Source organism: Terriglobales bacterium (assembly GCA_035764005.1).
Lineage (GTDB): Bacteria > Acidobacteriota > Terriglobia > Terriglobales > Acidobacteriaceae > Gp1-AA112.
In genome coordinates, this window is the sequence record DASTZZ010000063.1 from 41,395 (window position 1) to 59,460 (window position 18,066).

The following is an 18,066-nucleotide window of genomic DNA, read 5'->3' on the forward strand; positions in this document are numbered from 1 at the left end:
CCTTCATGCTTTAATTGGGGCCTTTTGCGGGTACGACTCTAAAAATGGTTTCTCTCCGGTCACGGTAAACACATTGGAATAAGTGAGAGTGTCAGGTCGCGAAAGGTACTCGATGAATCTGTCAACCTGTTCCCGGGCTTTGCGTTCGCTTCCCAGGACATGAGTGATTTGGGGTAGAGCGATATCCAGTTTTAGCTTCCACTGTTCCAGAATTGCAGGAGAAGGTTCGCCGGCAATCAGGTGATAGCACTCCACCTGGACTTTCAGATTTTCGAGACCTGCGCGTTGCGCCAGACGAAAGAGTTTTCTACCTACGAATGGGTCAAAGCCAGTCTTGCCAAGGGTTCCGAGCACTTGCTCAAGAGCACTCTGGAGAGCGGGTTCTTCGGGATAATTCCACAAGAGCTGCCCGTCGAGATCCTGCAGTAAAACAGTGCCGCCTGGCCGGCAGACACGAACGATCTCATCCATTGCCTGCTCTTTCTTTTGTAAGTACTGAAAAAGCATGCGGGAATAGACAAAATCGAAACTGTTCCGAGCAAACTGCATTTCATGAGCATCACCGCACACGAACTTCAGTTGTCGGTTGCCGGCATTCTTCTGCTTCGCGGCCTGCACGCGACTAGCACTGATATCAATTCCTGTTCCACGAATCGAGCGATCGAGCTTGGAAATTTCACCAAGCATTAATCCCGGGCCACAGCCTACTGAAAGGACTTCAGAACCGGGAGCAACACGATCGGCTACATACTTATCCACCCATGCAACTGGATCCACTTTCATCTCGAGGCGCATCGCCTCGCGTGGATCATCCATGATGTAGTCAACTGCGTATGCGGTATTCGTCATTGGCGACTTCCCACAAGCGCTTCTCGCACGCTCTGTTTTTCCGCTCGCTGCAGCAAGCGCGAGTAGAAACCGTCGATATGGTGATAAAAGGCCGAGCACCCATCCTTTAGCCAAATTCCCTGGCAGTAATGGCGCAGGAACTCTGCTCCTAACTGACGGCATGCCTGGGCCGAGTGATCGTCGGCGATCAACGGGATTTCTTCGAGTTCGAAGTCCTGATACGCACCAACAGCGGCGCGCAGCAGCGCACGTGCAACAGCAGTAGTCTCAGTCTGGGAAACTTTATGACTGATCAGAAGATCGCAGCGATTCTCAAGGTAACTGAAATTCACTCCCAACGGTCCACGATAGGCGATGACTGCCCCAAGAACTTCCTGAGTACGAGTTCGATATGCGAGCCAAACGTGTCTTGTCCTGCGAAGACCGACGCGACGATAGAGTTGATTGATACCGGCAAACTCCACGTCTCCGGCCAAGCCCTCAGCAACGACATAGATTTGTCCACGGACGGCCGCGGCGAGTGCGCACAAAGTTGCCTTCTGCTGCCCTTCGTAGGCGGCGACATAGACGTCCGGGTTCGGGACATATGAGAGGGTGCGCGATAAGGCAAAGTAGCTGAGTCGCTGTACGGAGGAGCGAGCCGGACCCACCGCCTCGACCACCGATCCAAATACCCGAGCGGGAAATCGATTTTGCGGACGAAACCAGTTCTGTCCAGAATCTTCGTTCCGGTTCGCCATGCTTGCGGCACCGGAGGCGAGCATCACCGCGCGCGAAGCGAAAGGATTGTTTTCACTGACCAAATGCTGCAGCGTCGAACCGCGCTGCGCAGTTCGCCACACCGTGAGCGACGCCGTGCCATGGTACGAATCACCAGCCGTGAGAACCGAGACGAGAGCATCCTCAGAGGCCAGCATGCGACGCCAGTTATCTTTTATCTTTGCAATGTGGGGGCGGAGACGTGCTGCTTTCTCCGGATATAGAAATCCTGAGCGCTCATACAGTTCAAACAGTTCCTCTACTGACAGGGCGTTCATCTGAACGCCATAGCCAGCATAGACGTCGGAAATGTGCGAACTTGCATCTACGAGTTGATCTGGTACTGCTGTGGCCATCCTCGAAGTCTCCCCAACTCTCCGCGCCGCTGAGCCAATCCGTTCATTTCCGACGCAGGCAGCCTAGGCGTTGACACCAACCAGGGCAGCCGAATCGAGGGGAGGGCTCCGAGTCTCATCGGCAACACGGATGCATTTACCGTCGGGTCATCGTCTCAAAGTCACTCATGGCAAACAAGTTACGAAGGTAAGAAATTGTCCGCAGACGCCCCATATTTATTGAGCGAGTCACGTACCGTAGCGTTCGAGGGCGGCCTGGTCGAGGTCTCTGCGAAGACGCTTACGTTTATGGGTGCCTGCGCATTACCCGAGTACTCGTTTCATTTGGCGCCGGGTAACTTCTCCGCTTCCGGAGGTAACGCGGAGGGAATGCGGTGAGATCACAAGGACTTGCCACTAACAACGTGCAGATTCAATTAAAAAGCGGAATTTTCCCGAGCCGTGCCTTGGGGCTCGGAATCGCTCCTGGGAGGAATACAACAGGGCTGCCCTGTCGAGGGCAGGTGTTAACGCCAAGAAAGAGCCGGAGATTCAGCTTCTCTCTCTCGCAACCACGCCTTCAGAGCTCTGTCGGAGTCGCCGGTTACACTCGTAAATTCAGCTCCAACTGTCGTACCTTTTGTCCATGCCACGGTCGCACCGATTTCGAGTCTCTGGCTCATTCCGGGGAGAACAAACGCAAGCTGCAACGTCTTGTTCACCGGGATACCATTGCAGTCAAGGCACGCTCCTCGAGCACTCAGGTCAATCATTTTGACGCGCGCAGCTTGTCCGTTGCAGAACACTTCCGCAACTAGATCGACTGGATGACGACAATAACGGCGCTTTTCATGCATGATCAGTGCGCGCGCCGAATTAAGCGCTTGCCTCAATTCGGGCAAGAGCTGCGCAGACTTGGAAATGAAGAAGTTCACACCTGAAATCTTGGACAGAGCCGCTCGGTGCGCATCGTCAGCAAGCGCCAGAACGATGGCATAGCGATTGAATTTTTCAGCTCTCAGCTTCGTTATCACATCCGAAAACTTCGCCGGATCACAGATGTCGAGCAAAATACATTCAACCTTGCCGCGTGAAATTACACGATCAAAGCTCGTAATCTCACAACACTGACAGGCAATACTGGCCTCGTACAGCACTGGCTTTATCTCGCTGCGCAGAATCAGGTCGTCGGATACGAGTAGGGCTGTGGCCTGCATAATGCGCGCCTGCTTTGCTATCCAAAAGGTACATCGAGAATCCGGTACGCGTGTAATTCATCAGCTCGAAAATTACATTCGAACTCAGGCGGAGGTTACGGGAGTAATCCTGAGCGAATCTGCAAATCAGCTCAGGATCGTTGACCGATCAAAAAAGCAGCCCTTATCCCGTCGTTCAGCTTATGTGCTTCACATCCTTGGCAGGCGAATCCCCTATTTCCCCGTACGGGGTTATTTCCGATGGTAGTAGGGTGTTCAGTCAATCGATGTAACCCATTGGAACTAATACTGTGACCCTCGGTCGGCACTTCCGGCCAGGAGTCTTGATTTGCGTTTATGGGTAATCGGGAAGGCAGCAGCTATTTTCGTCCTGGGTATCTGGCTCACCGGCTGTGGGTCGGGAGCGGCTTCTAACGCGCTTTCCTCCCCAAATACAACATCATCGACCACCGATTCCAGCAGTTCTGGCTCTTCGACTACTCCGACAGTGGGCCTCCCAACCCCCACCACCACGCTTGCTGTTGAAACTGGGAACAACACGAGCACAGCCGACACATTTGTCGGCACTACCAACGGCAATATCGCTGCCGGCAATGTTTCCAAGGCGCCAATACGCTCGTTGTTGTATGCAGGTTCGGCCACGAAGATTTACGCAAATTGGGTGCCGTGGTGGGGAAATGCGAGTCACATCAATGTCGGCTACTCATCTGGCGATCCAAACGAACTTCAGCGCCAGGTGACTGATATGGTGAGTCGCGGTATCGACGGGGTGATTGTCGATTGGTACTCAGCAGCATCCCTCGATCAACCTACGCAAGGACTGATGAAAGAGGTGGAGCAGCATCCCGGTTTTCAGTTCGCGCTGATGCCGGATTCGGGGGCGTACACCGGCGTAGCCGATCCTACAGCCAAACTCATCGCCGACCTCAATTATGCGGCGAGCACGTACTTTACCTCGCCCAACTATATGCGCCTGAACGGAAAGCCCGTCGTGTTTCCTTTTGGTCTTGAGACATTTCCCATAGATTGGAACGCGGTGCTTGCCGGCGTGCAGGGTGGACCTGCTTTCATCTTTCGCAATGTGAGCGGCTTTAGCGCAACAGGATCCAGCGGCGCTTATGCATGGGGTCCGGATCAGCCGCCAGCGTATGAGGACTACTTCTATTCCAATGCTCTGGCGCTAAATAAGCCCACCTACGGTTTCGTAAGCAAAGGCTTCAACGACTCCCTTGCTGCGTGGGGGCAAAATCGTTTTCTTGATCAGCAGTGCGGCCAAGAGTGGCTGAATACCTTCGCCATGGCGAATAAGTACTATTCATCCTCCCAGCCCCTTCCTTACATGCAGGTTGTCACGTGGAACGATTACGAAGAAGGGACCGCGATCGAGACTGGGATCGACAACTGTCTCAGCGTTTCGGCACAGGTCAGCGGCTCGACGCTCGCCTGGAGCATCAACGGCCAGGAAAACACAATAGACCACTACACCATTTTTGTTTCCCAAGACGGTACCAATCTCAGCAGCCTAGGCGATGTTCCTGCCGGGACGCGCACGCTGGATTTGTCTCGATTTAAGTTTCAGCATGCTGCATACACGTTCTACGTGAAAGCAGTTGGCAAACCATCGTTGCGCAATCAGATCTCCAACGCAGTCTCTTATCGGCCTTGAAGGCCGGGGGAGATGCGCGTTGACAACCAACTTTAGCGGAACCGTGCCCTCCGTTGGGAGGGCACATCCTGTTTCGCATCGGAATCTTTGCGGAGAGAGGCGCAGATCGATTCTTGAACCGCTAATCGAATGCCTGCGCCGTGGTGTCTGACTCAGAAGGAGCGACGCCTGGGGATCGGACTACGGCAGGTTCCGCGAACCCGCGTGTTCGACTGTTCTTTCGCATGCTGTTCCTGAAGAGCTCAAGATAGCCTTGGACAATGAAGGGTAACGTCATGCGCTCTGCCGCGTGATAATTTCTGCGGGACATTTCTTCTAGACGCGAGCGCGAATTGAGCAGGTCGACGACGCTATCAACAAAAGAAGAGCTGTTGTTTGCATCGTAGAACTGAATTGCCAGTCCCTCTTGTTCCCCCATCTCACGGAACTCGGGTAGATCAGCGCAGACAATCGGCACCCCGTACTCGGCTGCCTGATGAGCAACTCCGCTCGATCCGGTCGAGGAAGAATACGGCATCAGCAACAGAGAGGTAGTCCGGAATAGCTCTGGAATCTGCTCTTCAGGAATGTATCCAGCAAACTCGATGCGGGAATCATGTCGATACTTCTGCGCGATGGATTCGATGTATCCCGGAGTGATGGGATGATCGCAGCCCGCTACGATCAGTTTTGCATTGGGAATTTTAGCGGCAATCTGAGGAAAGGTGTCCATTAGCATCTCAAGGCGCTTGTAGGTACCCCAGTGTCCGAGTGCGAGAAGGCGGTGTTCCGGATTGCCGCGTCGTTCCATAGTAGGTGGCTCGGGACGCGAGCAGAAGATGCCATGTGGACTGAAATAAGCATTTTTAGCTTTGTACTTCTCGACTAAGGTTCTCCGATAACCTGGCAAAAGAACGGTCACGGAATCTGCCTGAAGCAGCGCCTTAGTTGCCGCCCACCCGGCGAGTCGATAGAGAAATTGGTTGCGCACACCCGCGTCCTCGAGGTTTACGTGGTCCATCAGGTGATGCAAAGTGATGTGAGTCTGATATCCAGCGGTACGTACGAGCGCTGGCGCGAGCAAACCCGAAAATGCCGCGGCTGGATTTAGTTGATTCCCAAACGTTGCAAACAAAAGATTGAACCAGACTACGTCCGGCTTGAGCTCGCGAACCTTGGCAAGAATTCGAAACGGGTTGGAAAGGCTGTTGAACTGCCAGGTGCGGACTACATTGAATCCGTCAAGTTCCCGAACTGGGCCTTGCTGCTCGTCGGCCAGAACTGTGATGCTGTTCGAAGCATCGTCTTTAACCGTTCTGACGATGTGAAACGCATATTCATTCAGCATTCTCTCGCTTGGAGGAAAGGTGCTCACGTAACAGATTTTCATCGAGTCCCCAGGTTCGGTTGGTATTTTCCTAATTCCACATTAGTGCCGCGCTAAAACAAACTGATTCGAAATACGGGCACAATCGTGTTGTGCGCTCCTGCTCCAAAGTCATAAAAACTCTGGGTGCGAACTCCGATTGAGAAGCGCAGCGGATAATCCACTGTCGTATCCGGTAATACTGCATCTCTCCCACGCCATGGTTTGGTATATGAAAGAAGAAATCCGCCTTCGACATTGTCGTAGTTATGCATTCCAAACCCGCGCGTCATAGCAAAGGAGCCGTCAAAACTCCAACGGCTGTTACGCCGATATTCCACTTCCAGCGATGGTCGCACCGCCTGCGCGATTGCGTAAGTTGTGTCTTGCACTCGCCAGGACCTGATGAGTTCCGCGAGGCCGGTTGCTTTCCAGTTCCTACTGAATGTGTGTTCAATTCCGCCATATGCATTGGTCGAGAAGTATTCGCGGATACTTGGATGAAGTTGCAGGTCGCGTATGCCGTAACCGGTAATCAGAGCAGTTTTTCCCCATGGCCGGCCAACACGGAAGCGCAGATGCGCGGCATCGTCCTTGGAACTATCGGGCTGGAGAGTAAACGGGCCAGCTTCATGAATCAGATCGCCGCTGACTTCCAGCCAATTGGAAATTGGGCTCGTCGTCAGATAGACGAACTGACGAAAGAGATCCTGATTTAATTCAGTAGGAGAGGCTTTGTCCCGGCGAACGGTGAACTGCAACCCGGCGCTAAGATGCAGTTTTGTCGACCCGATGTGCAGCACTGGATTCAAGGTCGAGTTGAAGGTGGTGTCGTAGGTGTCGCGATTCAGAATCGTGTTGGCGCTCGGGAAAGAAACCTCGCCGCGTGCGTTTCGCTCTTCGACAATGCCCGTGATCAGTGGGAATGCCTCAGGTTGCGCGCGAAAGTATGCGGTACTGCGACTCTCGTACGAGTAACGCGGCGTTGGGAGCTGACTGGGATTGGAGACGCCGAACATCCGAGCGTCAAGCTGATAGATGGTTGCATCCTCGAAGATCGGCGAGAATGACGAATCGGATATTACGTTGAATCCTCCCTTTACCGGCAGTCCCGCTTGTGCGGCCACATCCAATTCATCGCGGCGAACCGTTTCGTCATCGGCCACCAGAGCTGAAGCTCGGCTCATCGCGGAGAGCGCCATCGCGCTGTTCCCTTCCTGGCGGAAGACATTCGCCATGGCCAGCTGATAGTCATAGTTTTCTTGCAGGTCTGCGGGATTGCCGAGCGCCAGCAACTGTGATTTTGCTTTTTGTGTGAGTCCTTCGGCGAGATACGTGTTCGCCACACCCACGGCTATGACGCGAGCGTCGGCGCCGGCATTTTCGGCCGCTTTATAGAGGCGGCGCGAAGTATCGAAATCATGCATGCTTAGCAGCAGACTCGCGGCTTGAGCGAACTGCTCGGCTGTGATCGGCTGTGTGTCGCCAATCCGAGCTTCGGCTAAACCGAGACCGAGTTGCTGGCGTGCTTCCTCGAAGCGCCCGTCTATCACGAAGAGTTCAGCGAGCCCCAATCGGATCGAGAAGCGATCAGCATCGGGTAAATCAAGAGCGTGTTGAAAGCGCTCGAGAGCAGCATCGCGATCGCCCAGCGAGAGTAGAGCTCCGGCTGTTGCTTGCAATACAGACGAGTCTTCCGCACCTTCCTGTTCCGCGGCGGACACATACTGGTACGTCAGCTCGCGGTTTCGCAGGTGCGCGTAGGTATTGGCAAGCTGCGCGTACAGGAATGGATCCTCAGGGGACGCAGCCAGCGCTTCCTTGTATTCATCCGCCGCGTCGTTGTAACGATGCTCGTGGAAAAGGACATCGGCGAGTGCGAGGTGAAGGGTCTGATCTGTGGGAGCGAGCTTCAGCGCCGCCCGATATTCGTCAGCGGCTCTGCCGAAAAGCTGCTGCTGGCGATAAGCCCCCGCCATCGCCAGGTGTGTGGGAGCAGAATCTCCCATTAGCTGGCGCGCTTTTTCGGCGTGATCGAGTGTCAGTTTGGGACGTCGCAGCTCGAGATAGGAAAACGCAATGCCCAAATGGGCTACGCCATCATTCGGCGATAACTTCAGCGCACGATTGAAGTCCTCTGCTGCCTGTTCGGCATTCTGCATGTCGTTGAGCACATAGCCGCGGTTCACATAGGCTTCTACCATTTGGGGATCGCGCTGCATCGCACGCGTGAAATCGTCGATGGCTTGAGGAAGCAGTTCGCGGTGTTTTTTCACGTACCCTGAAAGCAAAGGGAAATTAGCTTCCTTTGGCAATATGACTTCGTATTTCGAAGTGAGCTGCAGCAGTTCGTCATAACGCCCGAGGTTATAAAGGTCATACCCGAGATAGACTGCAGCATCGCGATCGTTAGGCAGGAACTGAATCACTTTGCGGCCGATGGCCGCCGATTCTTCGTACTTGCCCGTCCACGTCAGATAGCGCTCACGTTCGCGCATCACGTGGGGTTCGTCGTTCATGGCTCCGACCGCTCGGTTAAGCCAAGCGCCTGCGAGATCCAATCTGTGCCACTCGATTCCGTTGTTAGCTCCTCCAGCCACGATGAGCGCCATGCCGGGCGACAATTTGTACGCGGTTTCGTAATTGCTCTCTGCAGCTTCATACTTTCGTTCCGCTACGTAGAGATCGCCGAGCGCTAGGTAAGGCTCGTAATCTTTGGGATACAGCGATGCCACTCGATTGAAGTACCGCTCGGCCTCACGATTCTCTCGGAAATCTCGGGCAAGATAGCCCAGAGACATCATGGCGTATCTGTTTTTGCCGTCCACTTTTAGGACTGCCGCGAACATTTGCCGAGCATCCGTCTTGCGATCAATCCGCCAGAGGAGCGCTGCATAGCCCAGCAGGATTTGGGAATTTTTGGGAGCGAGTACGAGTGCCTCCTTGTAATCGTGTTCGGCGCCGGCAGCCTCGCCGCGACCAGCCTGTATGGCCGCACGCAGCCGCAGAAACTCGGGGCGATCAGCTCCCTGGATGTCCAATTTCAAAATGGAATTCCATGCCAGGTCCATTTGCTGTTTGCGGGAGGGGTCGTCCTTCGCGCTCTCGTACAAATTGGCGAGACTCATCCGCAGTTCCAGCGGATATAAGGGGCCTTCCGGCACCGATTCGGGAAGATTGGCGAGAGCAAGCTCATACTCGTGCATGGCTTCCATATCCCGTCCCTGGGTTCTCGCAATCTCGGCGCGAATGGCGTGGAGGCGGTAGTGATTGGGATTGAGCCGGGCTACGCGGTCCAAGTAACGAGTCGCCGTCTCAATTTTGTCTAGAGCAAGCCAGGCTGATGCCGTTTCCAGTTGATAATGAACGTTCTTCGGGTCGGCGTCGGCAGCGAGAGAGTACGTTTGCGCGGATTTTAGGTTGTCACCGCTTAGTTGGTACGTCCACGCAAGTTCGGCGATCAGGTCAGCACTCTTATTTGGAATTGCGGAGAGCGCCTGTATGGCAGCGGGATAGTTCCTGGCTTCACGATAGTATGCGGCAAACGCGCGAGCGACCTCCGGTGAGCCCGCCGCATGCGATTTCGCTCGCTCGAGCATGGCGCGCGCGCCATCAGGCTTTTTCAGACGCATGAATGCGGTAGCAGTCAGAATTTCGGTACGCGGCGACTGATGCATTGACTCCGCGCGCCGCAGAAAAGAAAGTGCTTGCTCGCCATCCCCGGACTGCAGGAACAATTCGCCGGCCATCAATAGCTCGTTCTCCCGCTTGGGAGCGGCAGCTAGAATCCGCACAAGCAGCCTCTTGGCTTCCTCGGTATTGCCGGCTTTGATATAGGTCTGCGCCAAACCGGAAAGTCCGTCGATAGATCCAGGTTGAAGCTGAAGGCCGTGATTGTAGGCGTCAATGGAAAGCTGCGTGCGTTCGGCAAGCCGCGCTGCATATCCCAACAGGAACCAGGAGTTGGGATCACGCGAAGAAGAATTCGCCGCCTGCTGCGCAAAAAAAAGTGCTTCGGAAAAATTTCCCGATTTGAGCGCTTGACCCGCCGCGCGAGTCTCTCGGGCTACGCCGATATTCGATCCCCATCCGAAAACCGTATTGGCAGTCGAATTCGCGCCGCTAGAACGAGACGCGGAGCGGGGCACAGATGCCTTGGGAGCTTTCGGGCTCAGTTCTACTCGTTGTCCGTCAATTTCGACCGTCTGCGCATGCGCGAACGAAACCAGCAGCATCAGCGTGCCGGGGAGCAGAAGCAAGCGACAACAAAATCTTAAAATCATGGATGCTGCAAGCGTTGTGCACGCGAGAGACACTCAGTCTCACAATCAAAGATGCCGATTTCGCCAAGCTGGTCGTCTGAACTGCTGGATTTGTGGGGGTGAGAAAGCCGATTTCCAAGACACCGGCTGGTGTCACGATAGCGTCACATCTTCTTTCCTTCGATGGGTTTGAAGGAGTTCGTGTGTTTTTGCAGTGAAACTTGATGGCGCATTGCAAGACAACTCAGGCCAGCAGTTCGGGAATCGAAAATTCGTGGCCCACTCCATTCAAATTCCTCGTGAGAGTCGTTCTCATGCCTACGTTGAAGACCCGGCGACTCTCAGTAGCCACGCCAAGCCAATTCCGCTCGCGTTTATTCTTCTTGCGGCTGTGGCCGTCCATCTCCCGTTAATTCTGATGGAGCTGCCGCTTCGGTCGTATGACGCGAATTACCACATCTTTTTCGCAGCCCATTATGCCCGGCACTGGTTCGATCCTTGGAACACACATTGGTATGCGGGATTCTCACAGACGATGTATCCTCCGCTGCCGCACCAGTGGATCGCACTGTTCTCGCATGTCCTCGGCTTAAATCTCGCGTACCTGGCAGTGCAGTTCGTCATCATTTTGCTAGTTCCGGTCGGTGTTTATCGCTATTCGAAGCTTTGGGTAAACGAGCGGGCAGCCAGCTTTGCTGCTTTAGGCAGCGTCTTTCTCGGTTCCCTCTCGTTTCTCGTGTATCAGGCGGGACAACTTTCAACTACCGCTTCTGCGGCGCTGTATCTGAATGCAATTCCCTACCTGTATTTTTGGATTCGGCGTGGCAGCGTCCCATCACTGCTGAAGGGACTCACAGTGGGCGCAGCTGCGGCTGCGGCGCACCACATAACACTAGTTTTGGGCTCGCCTTTGTTTGCGATTCCCGTGATCTGGTTGGCTGTTGTCGACGGTCAGACTGATGCGGCCCCGGGGCAAAGGGCATCGGCAAGAGTGGTGATCGTGCGTGCCGTCGTCTTCGCCGTACTCGCCATGATCCTGATCGGCATTGTGCTGTATCCGTTTTTCGCCGCAGTCCTGCACAATCCCGTCAAGCAGGTGCCGATCTTCCACCAGAGCCGGTTGAACTACTTGCTCAATCCCGAATGGGGAATTAATTACTTCATCATCCCTTATGGCGCGCTGATCCTCGCCCTCCCGTGGACCTTTTATTACGGATCAACACGGCGCCGGCTGCGTCCACTGTTCGTTGGTTTCTGGCTTACTTTAATTCTCAGTCTTGGCGGCACGACTCCATTGCCCAAATTAGTGCTCGGCAGACTGTTCGAAATTCTCACGTATGAGCGATTCACGCTTTGGGGCTGCGTAATGGCGCTTCCCTTCGCCGGGCTGGCGGCGGAGGCGCTCATCGATAAGTACAGACGTAAGGCGATGATTGCGCTGTTCTCTGCAGCTGCGGCGACCTGCGCCATGGCGGTGGCCTGGACAACGTTCCATCCGATCGCGGCCGGAACAGCTTTCGATGTGCAGCCGGTGATTGACTTTCTCAATCGCGAAAACCATAGCGAGTTCCGGTACATCACCCTCGGATTTGGACAGGAGATGTCACGCGTCAACACCTACGCGAAAGCAGAAACAGTGGACGGAGATTACAACTCGGCGCGTCTGCTGCCGGAATTAACAAGCTACGGAGGAGCGCAACTTAACAGCGCGAAATATTTCGGAACCGCCGGCATGAACTCACTGCTGGCGATACTTAAACATGCAGATAGATATGGGCTGCGCTTTATCTTCGTGCGCGATCGCTGGTATGAGCCGTTGTTGTCATTCGCCGGCTGGCGCCCGACCGAAGAATACGACAATGGATTGATAACGCTTTGGTCGAAGGATGATGTGCCCCCGGCAAAGCCGGTGATCATCGATCCGAAGGCGATTCCTACAAGCCTGCAGGGAATCTTATGGGGCACTCTGCCGGTAGGGTGCAGCTTTCTCGCCATCATTTTGATCGTCATGCTGCCTGAGCGCGCTAAGACCCCCGTCGTATTCACGCTCGAAGAAGATACCTACGCTGGCGCGCGGCGCCGCGCCAGATTATCCCCCGTGTTCGGAGCACTTTTTGTGGTGTTTACGTTCGGAGCGCTGGCATCCGGCCTTGTACATTCCGGATCTGGGAACGAGAATTCGCCCGACTCAGTTACGCATCAGCTGATAACCGCTGTACAAGCTCGAAACTACGAAGCCGCGTATAACTTCGTCGCCAACAAGTCAGAGGTTACCGAGCAGCAGTTCGCCACTGATCTGAGCGGCGATAACAACGATCTGTTGAACTGGGCAACATTGCAATCGGCAGACACCGAAGTTCTCCATCAGAGTGATAACGATGCGGCAGTTCGCGCCTCTTTAACCTGGTCCACTCCAGTAGGACCGTTTCACGAGCTTCGCGATCTGAAGCTGGTGCGCAATGATGGTCAGTGGCGCGTTAAGTGGCAGCCAAACCCGGCTAAGAGCGCACCGCCACAAGTAATCCCGATTACCAACTTGCAATGGGAGGTGATTCGTAGAGGTCCCCGAGACGATTGGGGCACGCAGGAGGCCGATGCACCCCGCGTGCGCGTGATTGCGATGAACACCGCCGAATATGAAGGATCTGCAGTGGTGATGGGCGAGATCGAAAATGAAGATACTGTTCCGTCATTCGTCTCAGTGGAGGCAAAGCTGTTCGGAGATAACGACAAGCTTCTTGGTGAGGAGAGCAGTTTCGATAAGATCAATCATGTCCTCCTTCCCAAAGCGGTCTCACCATTCCGCATTGACTTTCCTGGAGTTTCGCTGCAGCAAGTGAAAAACATTCGTATGCGGACTGGCTCGCTGCTGATCTCCACCAGCGCAGACCCGACGATTGGAGTCACGAATCAGCGGATCACGACCAACTCGACCGGACAACCTGTGTTGACGGGAGATCTCGTGAACGAAGGTGGCCGCATCATCAACGTGCCACATCTAATACTCACAACCTACGATGACAATGGAAAGCTGTTTTGGGTAAGCGATGCATATGTTCCCCACGCTTTGTTGCCGCAGGTTCCAATGCCCGTCAGCATCCCACTGCGAAGTGATGCGCCGAGAGACCTTTCGAACTATCGCATCATTGCAAACTACTTCATCAGCAGGCGGTTCCAATGAGAAAGCTAAGAACCGCCCTTCTCGCCTGCATTGTCGGAACTGCCAACTGGGCTTTGGCGGCGGACATGATTGTTCCTCAACGAGCTGTCGCCGGCGACAAGATTTCAATCGAAACCTCTGGAAGTGGCGACGCGACCGCTCTCCTCGTCGCACCCAGCCATCTCGTCTCAAAATCGATCGTTCTGGGAAGAACCTTCGAGCTTGCCGGCGATGACCTCGCCGATGCAGGCGAGTACACGTTAATACTGACAAGCGGCGCTGGAGAAATCGCGAAAAAGTTTTTCGTCTCACCCGGTCCGCCTGCCCATCTGAGCTTTGTCACACATCCTTCGCGCGCTCCTGTTGCCCAGAAATCCGGTATCACGGGAGCCGTGTATGCATTTGATAGTTATGACAATCTAATCTCGCAGTCTTTGGTCGTAGATTTCAAGCTGTCAGGAGCTCAAGCAGGAACGATTGACCGTCAAGCATCAAGCCGTAGCGGTGTTGCCTCTGTCAGTCTGGATTCTCCCGCAAAGGAAGGACTCCTCAGGTTTGAGGCGGCCACCGGAGGGGTGCGAACCACTCGCGTCGTGAGAGTCGTCGCCGATGAGCCGTGCACGTTGCAAATCCACGCCGAGCCGCTCAACAGCGGGAGGATCAGGGTCCAGACTGCCCCGGTGAAAGACTGTTCAGGCAACCTCGTTCCCGACGGCACTGTCGTCACATTTACTGGATGGGATAAGCAAGGCCGCACCACCGTCGACGTGAGTGTGAAAAAAGGAATCGCGCAGGTCGACTTACCCGCCAGCGGCGAGGTTCGAATCTCAGCCGCTTCCGGTGTAGCACTGGGGAAAGAAATTCGATTGAGGGCCGCACCGTGATTTGTTTTCGCCACGCGCGCACAAAAGTTCTTCTACTAGTAAGCATCGTTTGCGCCGGGGCTCCTGCTGTTTGTGCGCCAAGTGTGGAGCTCTCGATAAGCGGCGCCGGGCCGCGACAATTGGAGCCCACCTTACAGCAGTCGATCCCTAGAGATTATGTGAAGGCATGGCAAGTTTTATCCATGGCTCTCGAAGAGAGAGATCCAAAGCTGCTTGACCAATACTGGGTGGGCGTTGCCCATGACAAATTCCGGCGATTGGTCGATGACGAGTCGCAGACCGGGATTCAGATCCGTTACAGAGACATATCCCACAAGCTGCAAGCAGTCTTTTATCCCTCCGACGGCGCCGCCCTTCTTTTGTATGACAACGTGCAGCTCGAGATGAAGGTCCTGCGTTCAAGCCGGGTAATTCACACCGGGAAAATCAACAAACGCTACTTGATTCTGATGACTCCTGCCCAAGATCGCTGGGTAGTGCGCGTATTGCAGGAAGTTCCACTTTCCTGATTGTCAGCGCCCTGGTTTCGCTCACAAACATCTGCCTGCCGACACCTGAAATACCACCTTAGCCGCGAAAACGTTGCAAACTGGTAACACTTTTCTGCGCCCAGCGATTACTCATATGGCAACATTCGCGAGTTCCTCCAGCATCCACAACATCATCCCCTGTGCTGCTGGAAGGCGCAATCCGGCGGGACAGGTGGTAAGCATTCAGGTATGTGGAATGCTGCGCGCTTAGAGGAACAATTGGGAGGAAGGGATTTCATGATCTCTGTTGTCGTTCCTATCTACAACGAGCAAGAGACCATTGTTGCGCTTCACCAGGCCATGCAGGAGGCCATGAATTCCATTGGCCAAGAGTGGGAAGTCGTATATGTGAATGACGGCAGCGAAGATAATTCTCTGTTTTTGCTGCGCCAACAGCAAACTCTCGATCCTCATGTTGTGATCGTAGATCTCTCCCGAAATTGGGGGCATCAGGGAGCACTATCGGCGGGTCTGCAGGTCGCCAGAGGTGATGCGATTGTTACCATGGACGGAGACTTGCAAGACCATCCCTCAGTCATTCCTCGCATGATCGAGTGCTGGTACGCCGGCGCGCAGGTTGTACTCGCTGAGCGGAGATCACGACGAGAGGCTGGAATCAAACAGTTCTTGTATCCGCTGTTCTACAAGCTGCTTGGCAAAATCGCAGATTGCCCAATTCCGATGAACTCAGGCATTTTCGGCCTGATTGATCGCAAGGTAGCCGACCAGATCCTTTCCATGCCGGAGCGCAATCGTTACCTGCCCGGACTGAAGACGTTCGTGGGCTTCCGAACTGAGACGATTTATTACGATCGCCTCGCCCGACACGCTGGAGTTGCGAAATACACATGGAAAAAACTGCTTCGGTACGCCTTCGATGCTATTTACAGCTTCAGCTGTAAGCCTCTGCAGTTAGCGTTGATCAGTGGAACTCTCCTGCTCGTGCTTGCCAGCGGTGTTGGCGCTGCCCTGCTACTCGCATGCTTCTCATCCACCATGCGAACGCAATCGTGGTTTGAGTATGCAATCGTTTTGACGGTCTTCATGTTTGTGGCAGGTCTCCAACTCACCTGCACTGGCTTCGTAGGGGAATACATTGGCAGAATCTATGACGAAGTTCGAGCGCGGCCTCTTTTTGTAATCAACAACATTTTGCGCAGCTCATCGGCCGACACTCCCTATCTTGTGCGGGAATACGCTCCAATAGCTGTCCAGAAATCTGTTATGCCGGAGACCGCGACACAACCGAGCGCCGCTGCTCCGGCTGCGAGCGTTGTTACGACTCCCGCTGCAGCGTAGAGGCCTTGCGTACGTTCCAATGTAGGAATGCTAGAGCCCGAACTCATTGCTTCGTACAGAGGTCTGGCAAAGCGGCCGGAATTGCAGATCTGATGCTCGACCATAGGCGCATTCGCGACAACGCCACATATCCTCGCTGAAGCACTTGTGCTGGTTCTTGAATTCTCTCATCGCCTGTGCCACAACGGTCTTCAATCGTGGAGCTTGGAAACATTTCGCCTGAAGCAAACGGTGGCAACACAGGATGTTTACAAAAGCATCAACATTAGGCAGAGCGGCTGCTGGACACGATTACACATCACGCTGCAGGTCAACAAATGCGCATAACGGTAGTAGGGTCTGGATATGTGGGACTGGTTGCGGGAGCTTGTTTTGCCGAAATTGGGCACGATGTCATCCTGGTCGACAACGATCTCGGCAAACTCGCGGAGCTGAAAAACGGTAATGTTCCGATTCACGAGAACTCGCTTCCAGAGCTGATCACTACTCATTCGGGAACGCGCCTTTCGTTTACCGATGATTTGCCTGCGGCGGTTTCCGCTTCCAAGGCGATTTTTATTGCCGTCGGCACTCCTCCAACCGAGGACGGGAATGCTGATCTTTCCTACATAGAGCAAGTGGCCTGCGGGATCGCCGGCGCTATCGATGAATACAAAGTAATCGTCGAGAAGAGCACCGTGCCGGTTTACACGAATGAATGGGTTCGTCGTGTGATGGTGTTAAACGGTGCTCCTCATGAGCTGTTTGATGTTGCTTCAAATCCGGAATTCCTGCGAGAAGGGACGGCTGTGAGAGATTTCCTGTTCCCCGATCGCATCGTTATCGGCGCTGATTCTCCACGCGCTCAAAGAGTGCTTCAAGAGATCTATTTCCCTCTTACGTCCGGAAGATATTATGAAAGCCCGACGGCGCGGCTCCATTCTGGGAATGGCAACCCATCGCCACGATTGATCGCAACGAGCGCCAAGAGCGCAGAACTGATCAAGCATGCCTCGAATGCATTTCTGGCGATGAAGATCTCATTTGTGAATGCGGTTGCTAACGTTTGCGAGCACGTTGGGGCAGATATCGAACAAGTTGTGCAAGGGGTTGGCAGCGACTCGCGCATTGGAAAACGCTTTTTGCGCCCCGGAATCGGCTACGGCGGCTCGTGCTTCCCGAAAGACATCTCCGCCTTTCAGGCGGTGGCGGCTGAAAGCGGATATGACTTCCGTCTTCTTGAGGAGGTCCGCACCATCAATGAGACTCAGCGGAAGCGTTTTCTACGAAAAGTACGAAGGGCTTTGTGGAATCTGAAAGGCAAGCGTCTCGCAGTTCTCGGCCTGGCGTTCAAGGGCGGAACAGACGACATCCGTGAGTCCCCTGCGGTTAACATTGTCCAATCATTGTTGCGCGAAGGCTGCACGATCGCCGCGTACGACCCAGCCGCAATGGAGCGCGCCAAAACAATGCTGCGTGGGGCGATTCGCTTCGCTGAAGACGCTTACGATGCGGCCCATGGCGCCGACGCCCTGTTGATTCTCACTGATTGGGAGCAATTCGCAGAATTAAACCTGGATCGCTTGAAGAAAGAGCTTCGCTTTCCTGTCATCATTGACGGACGCAATCTCTACTCTCCCGATAAGATGGGTAAGGCCGGATTTGTTTATTCAAGCATTGGCCGACCCGATGCGTTCCCAATGACGCTAACCCATCGTCTCTCAAGGACAGCTGCCTCCTTCTACGGCTCCGGCGCTGATGCAGTTGAGTACGCGAGTTAG

The 18,066-nt window shown here is 54.4% G+C and carries 11 protein-coding genes; 6 read left to right on the forward strand and 5 right to left on the reverse strand.

The annotated features are described in order from the left end of the window. Nucleotides 1–3: 3 nt before the first annotated feature. The 3 genes from VFU50_09575 to VFU50_09585 all read right to left on the reverse strand — a co-directional run bounded on the left by VFU50_09575 (nucleotide 4) and on the right by VFU50_09585 (nucleotide 3,160). Nucleotides 4–849 (reverse strand): methyltransferase domain-containing protein, encoded by an 846-nt coding sequence (locus VFU50_09575; GenBank protein HEU5233098.1) that lies wholly within the window; start codon nucleotides 847–849, stop codon nucleotides 4–6. Beyond that, nucleotides 846–1,964 (reverse strand): hypothetical protein, encoded by a 1,119-nt coding sequence (locus VFU50_09580; GenBank protein HEU5233099.1) that lies wholly within the window; start codon nucleotides 1,962–1,964, stop codon nucleotides 846–848. Before VFU50_09580 ends, VFU50_09575 begins: the two co-directional genes overlap by 4 nt. 506 nt (nucleotides 1,965–2,470) lie before the next feature. Then, a complete protein-coding gene (locus tag VFU50_09585) occupies nucleotides 2,471–3,160 on the reverse strand; it encodes a PilZ domain-containing protein (protein HEU5233100.1) in 690 nt (229 codons plus the stop codon). 487 nt (nucleotides 3,161–3,647) lie between these two features. On the opposite strand from VFU50_09585, the gene VFU50_09590 reads away from it, so the two are divergent. Next, nucleotides 3,648–4,826 (forward strand): hypothetical protein, encoded by a 1,179-nt coding sequence (locus tag VFU50_09590; GenBank protein HEU5233101.1) that lies wholly within the window; start codon nucleotides 3,648–3,650, stop codon nucleotides 4,824–4,826. 121 nt (nucleotides 4,827–4,947) lie between these two features. Here the strand turns inward: VFU50_09590 and VFU50_09595 are convergent, their stop codons facing one another. Further along, on the reverse strand, nucleotides 4,948–6,195 hold the full coding sequence (locus VFU50_09595) for a glycosyltransferase (GenBank protein ID HEU5233102.1): 1,248 nt from the start codon (nucleotides 6,193–6,195) through the stop codon (nucleotides 4,948–4,950). A gap of 50 nt (nucleotides 6,196–6,245) precedes the next feature. After that, entirely contained in the window at nucleotides 6,246–10,430 is a 4,185-nt protein-coding gene (locus tag VFU50_09600) for a tetratricopeptide repeat protein (GenBank protein HEU5233103.1), read from the reverse strand. Nucleotides 10,431–10,707: 277 nt separating this feature from the next. Here VFU50_09600 and VFU50_09605 point away from each other — a divergent pair, with 277 nt between their 5' ends. From VFU50_09605 to VFU50_09625, 5 genes are all read left to right on the forward strand, one after another. Continuing rightward, nucleotides 10,708–13,614 carry a hypothetical protein gene (locus VFU50_09605; protein HEU5233104.1) on the forward strand — a complete coding sequence of 969 codons (2,907 nt, stop codon included), beginning with the start codon at nucleotides 10,708–10,710 and terminating at the stop codon, nucleotides 13,612–13,614. After that, nucleotides 13,611–14,477: a hypothetical protein gene (locus VFU50_09610; GenBank protein HEU5233105.1), complete on the forward strand. Its 867-nt coding sequence runs from the start codon at nucleotides 13,611–13,613 to the stop codon at nucleotides 14,475–14,477. Before VFU50_09605 ends, VFU50_09610 begins: the two co-directional genes overlap by 4 nt. A 182-nt stretch (nucleotides 14,478–14,659) precedes the next feature. Then, nucleotides 14,660–14,986 carry a hypothetical protein gene (locus VFU50_09615; GenBank protein ID HEU5233106.1) on the forward strand — a complete coding sequence of 109 codons (327 nt, stop codon included), beginning with the start codon at nucleotides 14,660–14,662 and terminating at the stop codon, nucleotides 14,984–14,986. A gap of 258 nt (nucleotides 14,987–15,244) precedes the next feature. Further along, nucleotides 15,245–16,306 carry a glycosyltransferase family 2 protein gene (locus VFU50_09620; protein ID HEU5233107.1) on the forward strand — a complete coding sequence of 354 codons (1,062 nt, stop codon included), beginning with the start codon at nucleotides 15,245–15,247 and terminating at the stop codon, nucleotides 16,304–16,306. A 317-nt stretch (nucleotides 16,307–16,623) separates the two neighbouring features. Then, complete coding sequence (locus VFU50_09625; protein ID HEU5233108.1) at nucleotides 16,624–18,066, forward strand: UDP-glucose/GDP-mannose dehydrogenase family protein; 1,443 nt, start codon at nucleotides 16,624–16,626, stop codon at nucleotides 18,064–18,066.

What these genes read in the sequence shown, in the direction of transcription:
- VFU50_09620 (HEU5233107.1), top strand. Translation starts at nt 15,245, where the DNA reads ATGATCTCTGTTGTCGTTCCTATCTACAACGAGCAAGAGACCATTGTT.
- VFU50_09610 (HEU5233105.1), top strand. Translation starts at nt 13,611, where the DNA reads ATGAGAAAGCTAAGAACCGCCCTTCTCGCCTGCATTGTCGGAACTGCC.
- VFU50_09585 (HEU5233100.1), bottom strand. Translation starts at nt 3,160, where the DNA reads ATGCAGGCCACAGCCCTACTCGTATCCGACGACCTGATTCTGCGCAGC.
- VFU50_09575 (HEU5233098.1), bottom strand. Translation starts at nt 849, where the DNA reads ATGACGAATACCGCATACGCAGTTGACTACATCATGGATGATCCACGC.
- VFU50_09595 (HEU5233102.1), bottom strand. Translation starts at nt 6,195, where the DNA reads ATGAAAATCTGTTACGTGAGCACCTTTCCTCCAAGCGAGAGAATGCTG.
- VFU50_09615 (HEU5233106.1), top strand. Translation starts at nt 14,660, where the DNA reads ATGGCTCTCGAAGAGAGAGATCCAAAGCTGCTTGACCAATACTGGGTG.
- VFU50_09580 (HEU5233099.1), bottom strand. Translation starts at nt 1,964, where the DNA reads ATGGCCACAGCAGTACCAGATCAACTCGTAGATGCAAGTTCGCACATT.
- VFU50_09625 (HEU5233108.1), top strand. Translation starts at nt 16,624, where the DNA reads ATGCGCATAACGGTAGTAGGGTCTGGATATGTGGGACTGGTTGCGGGA.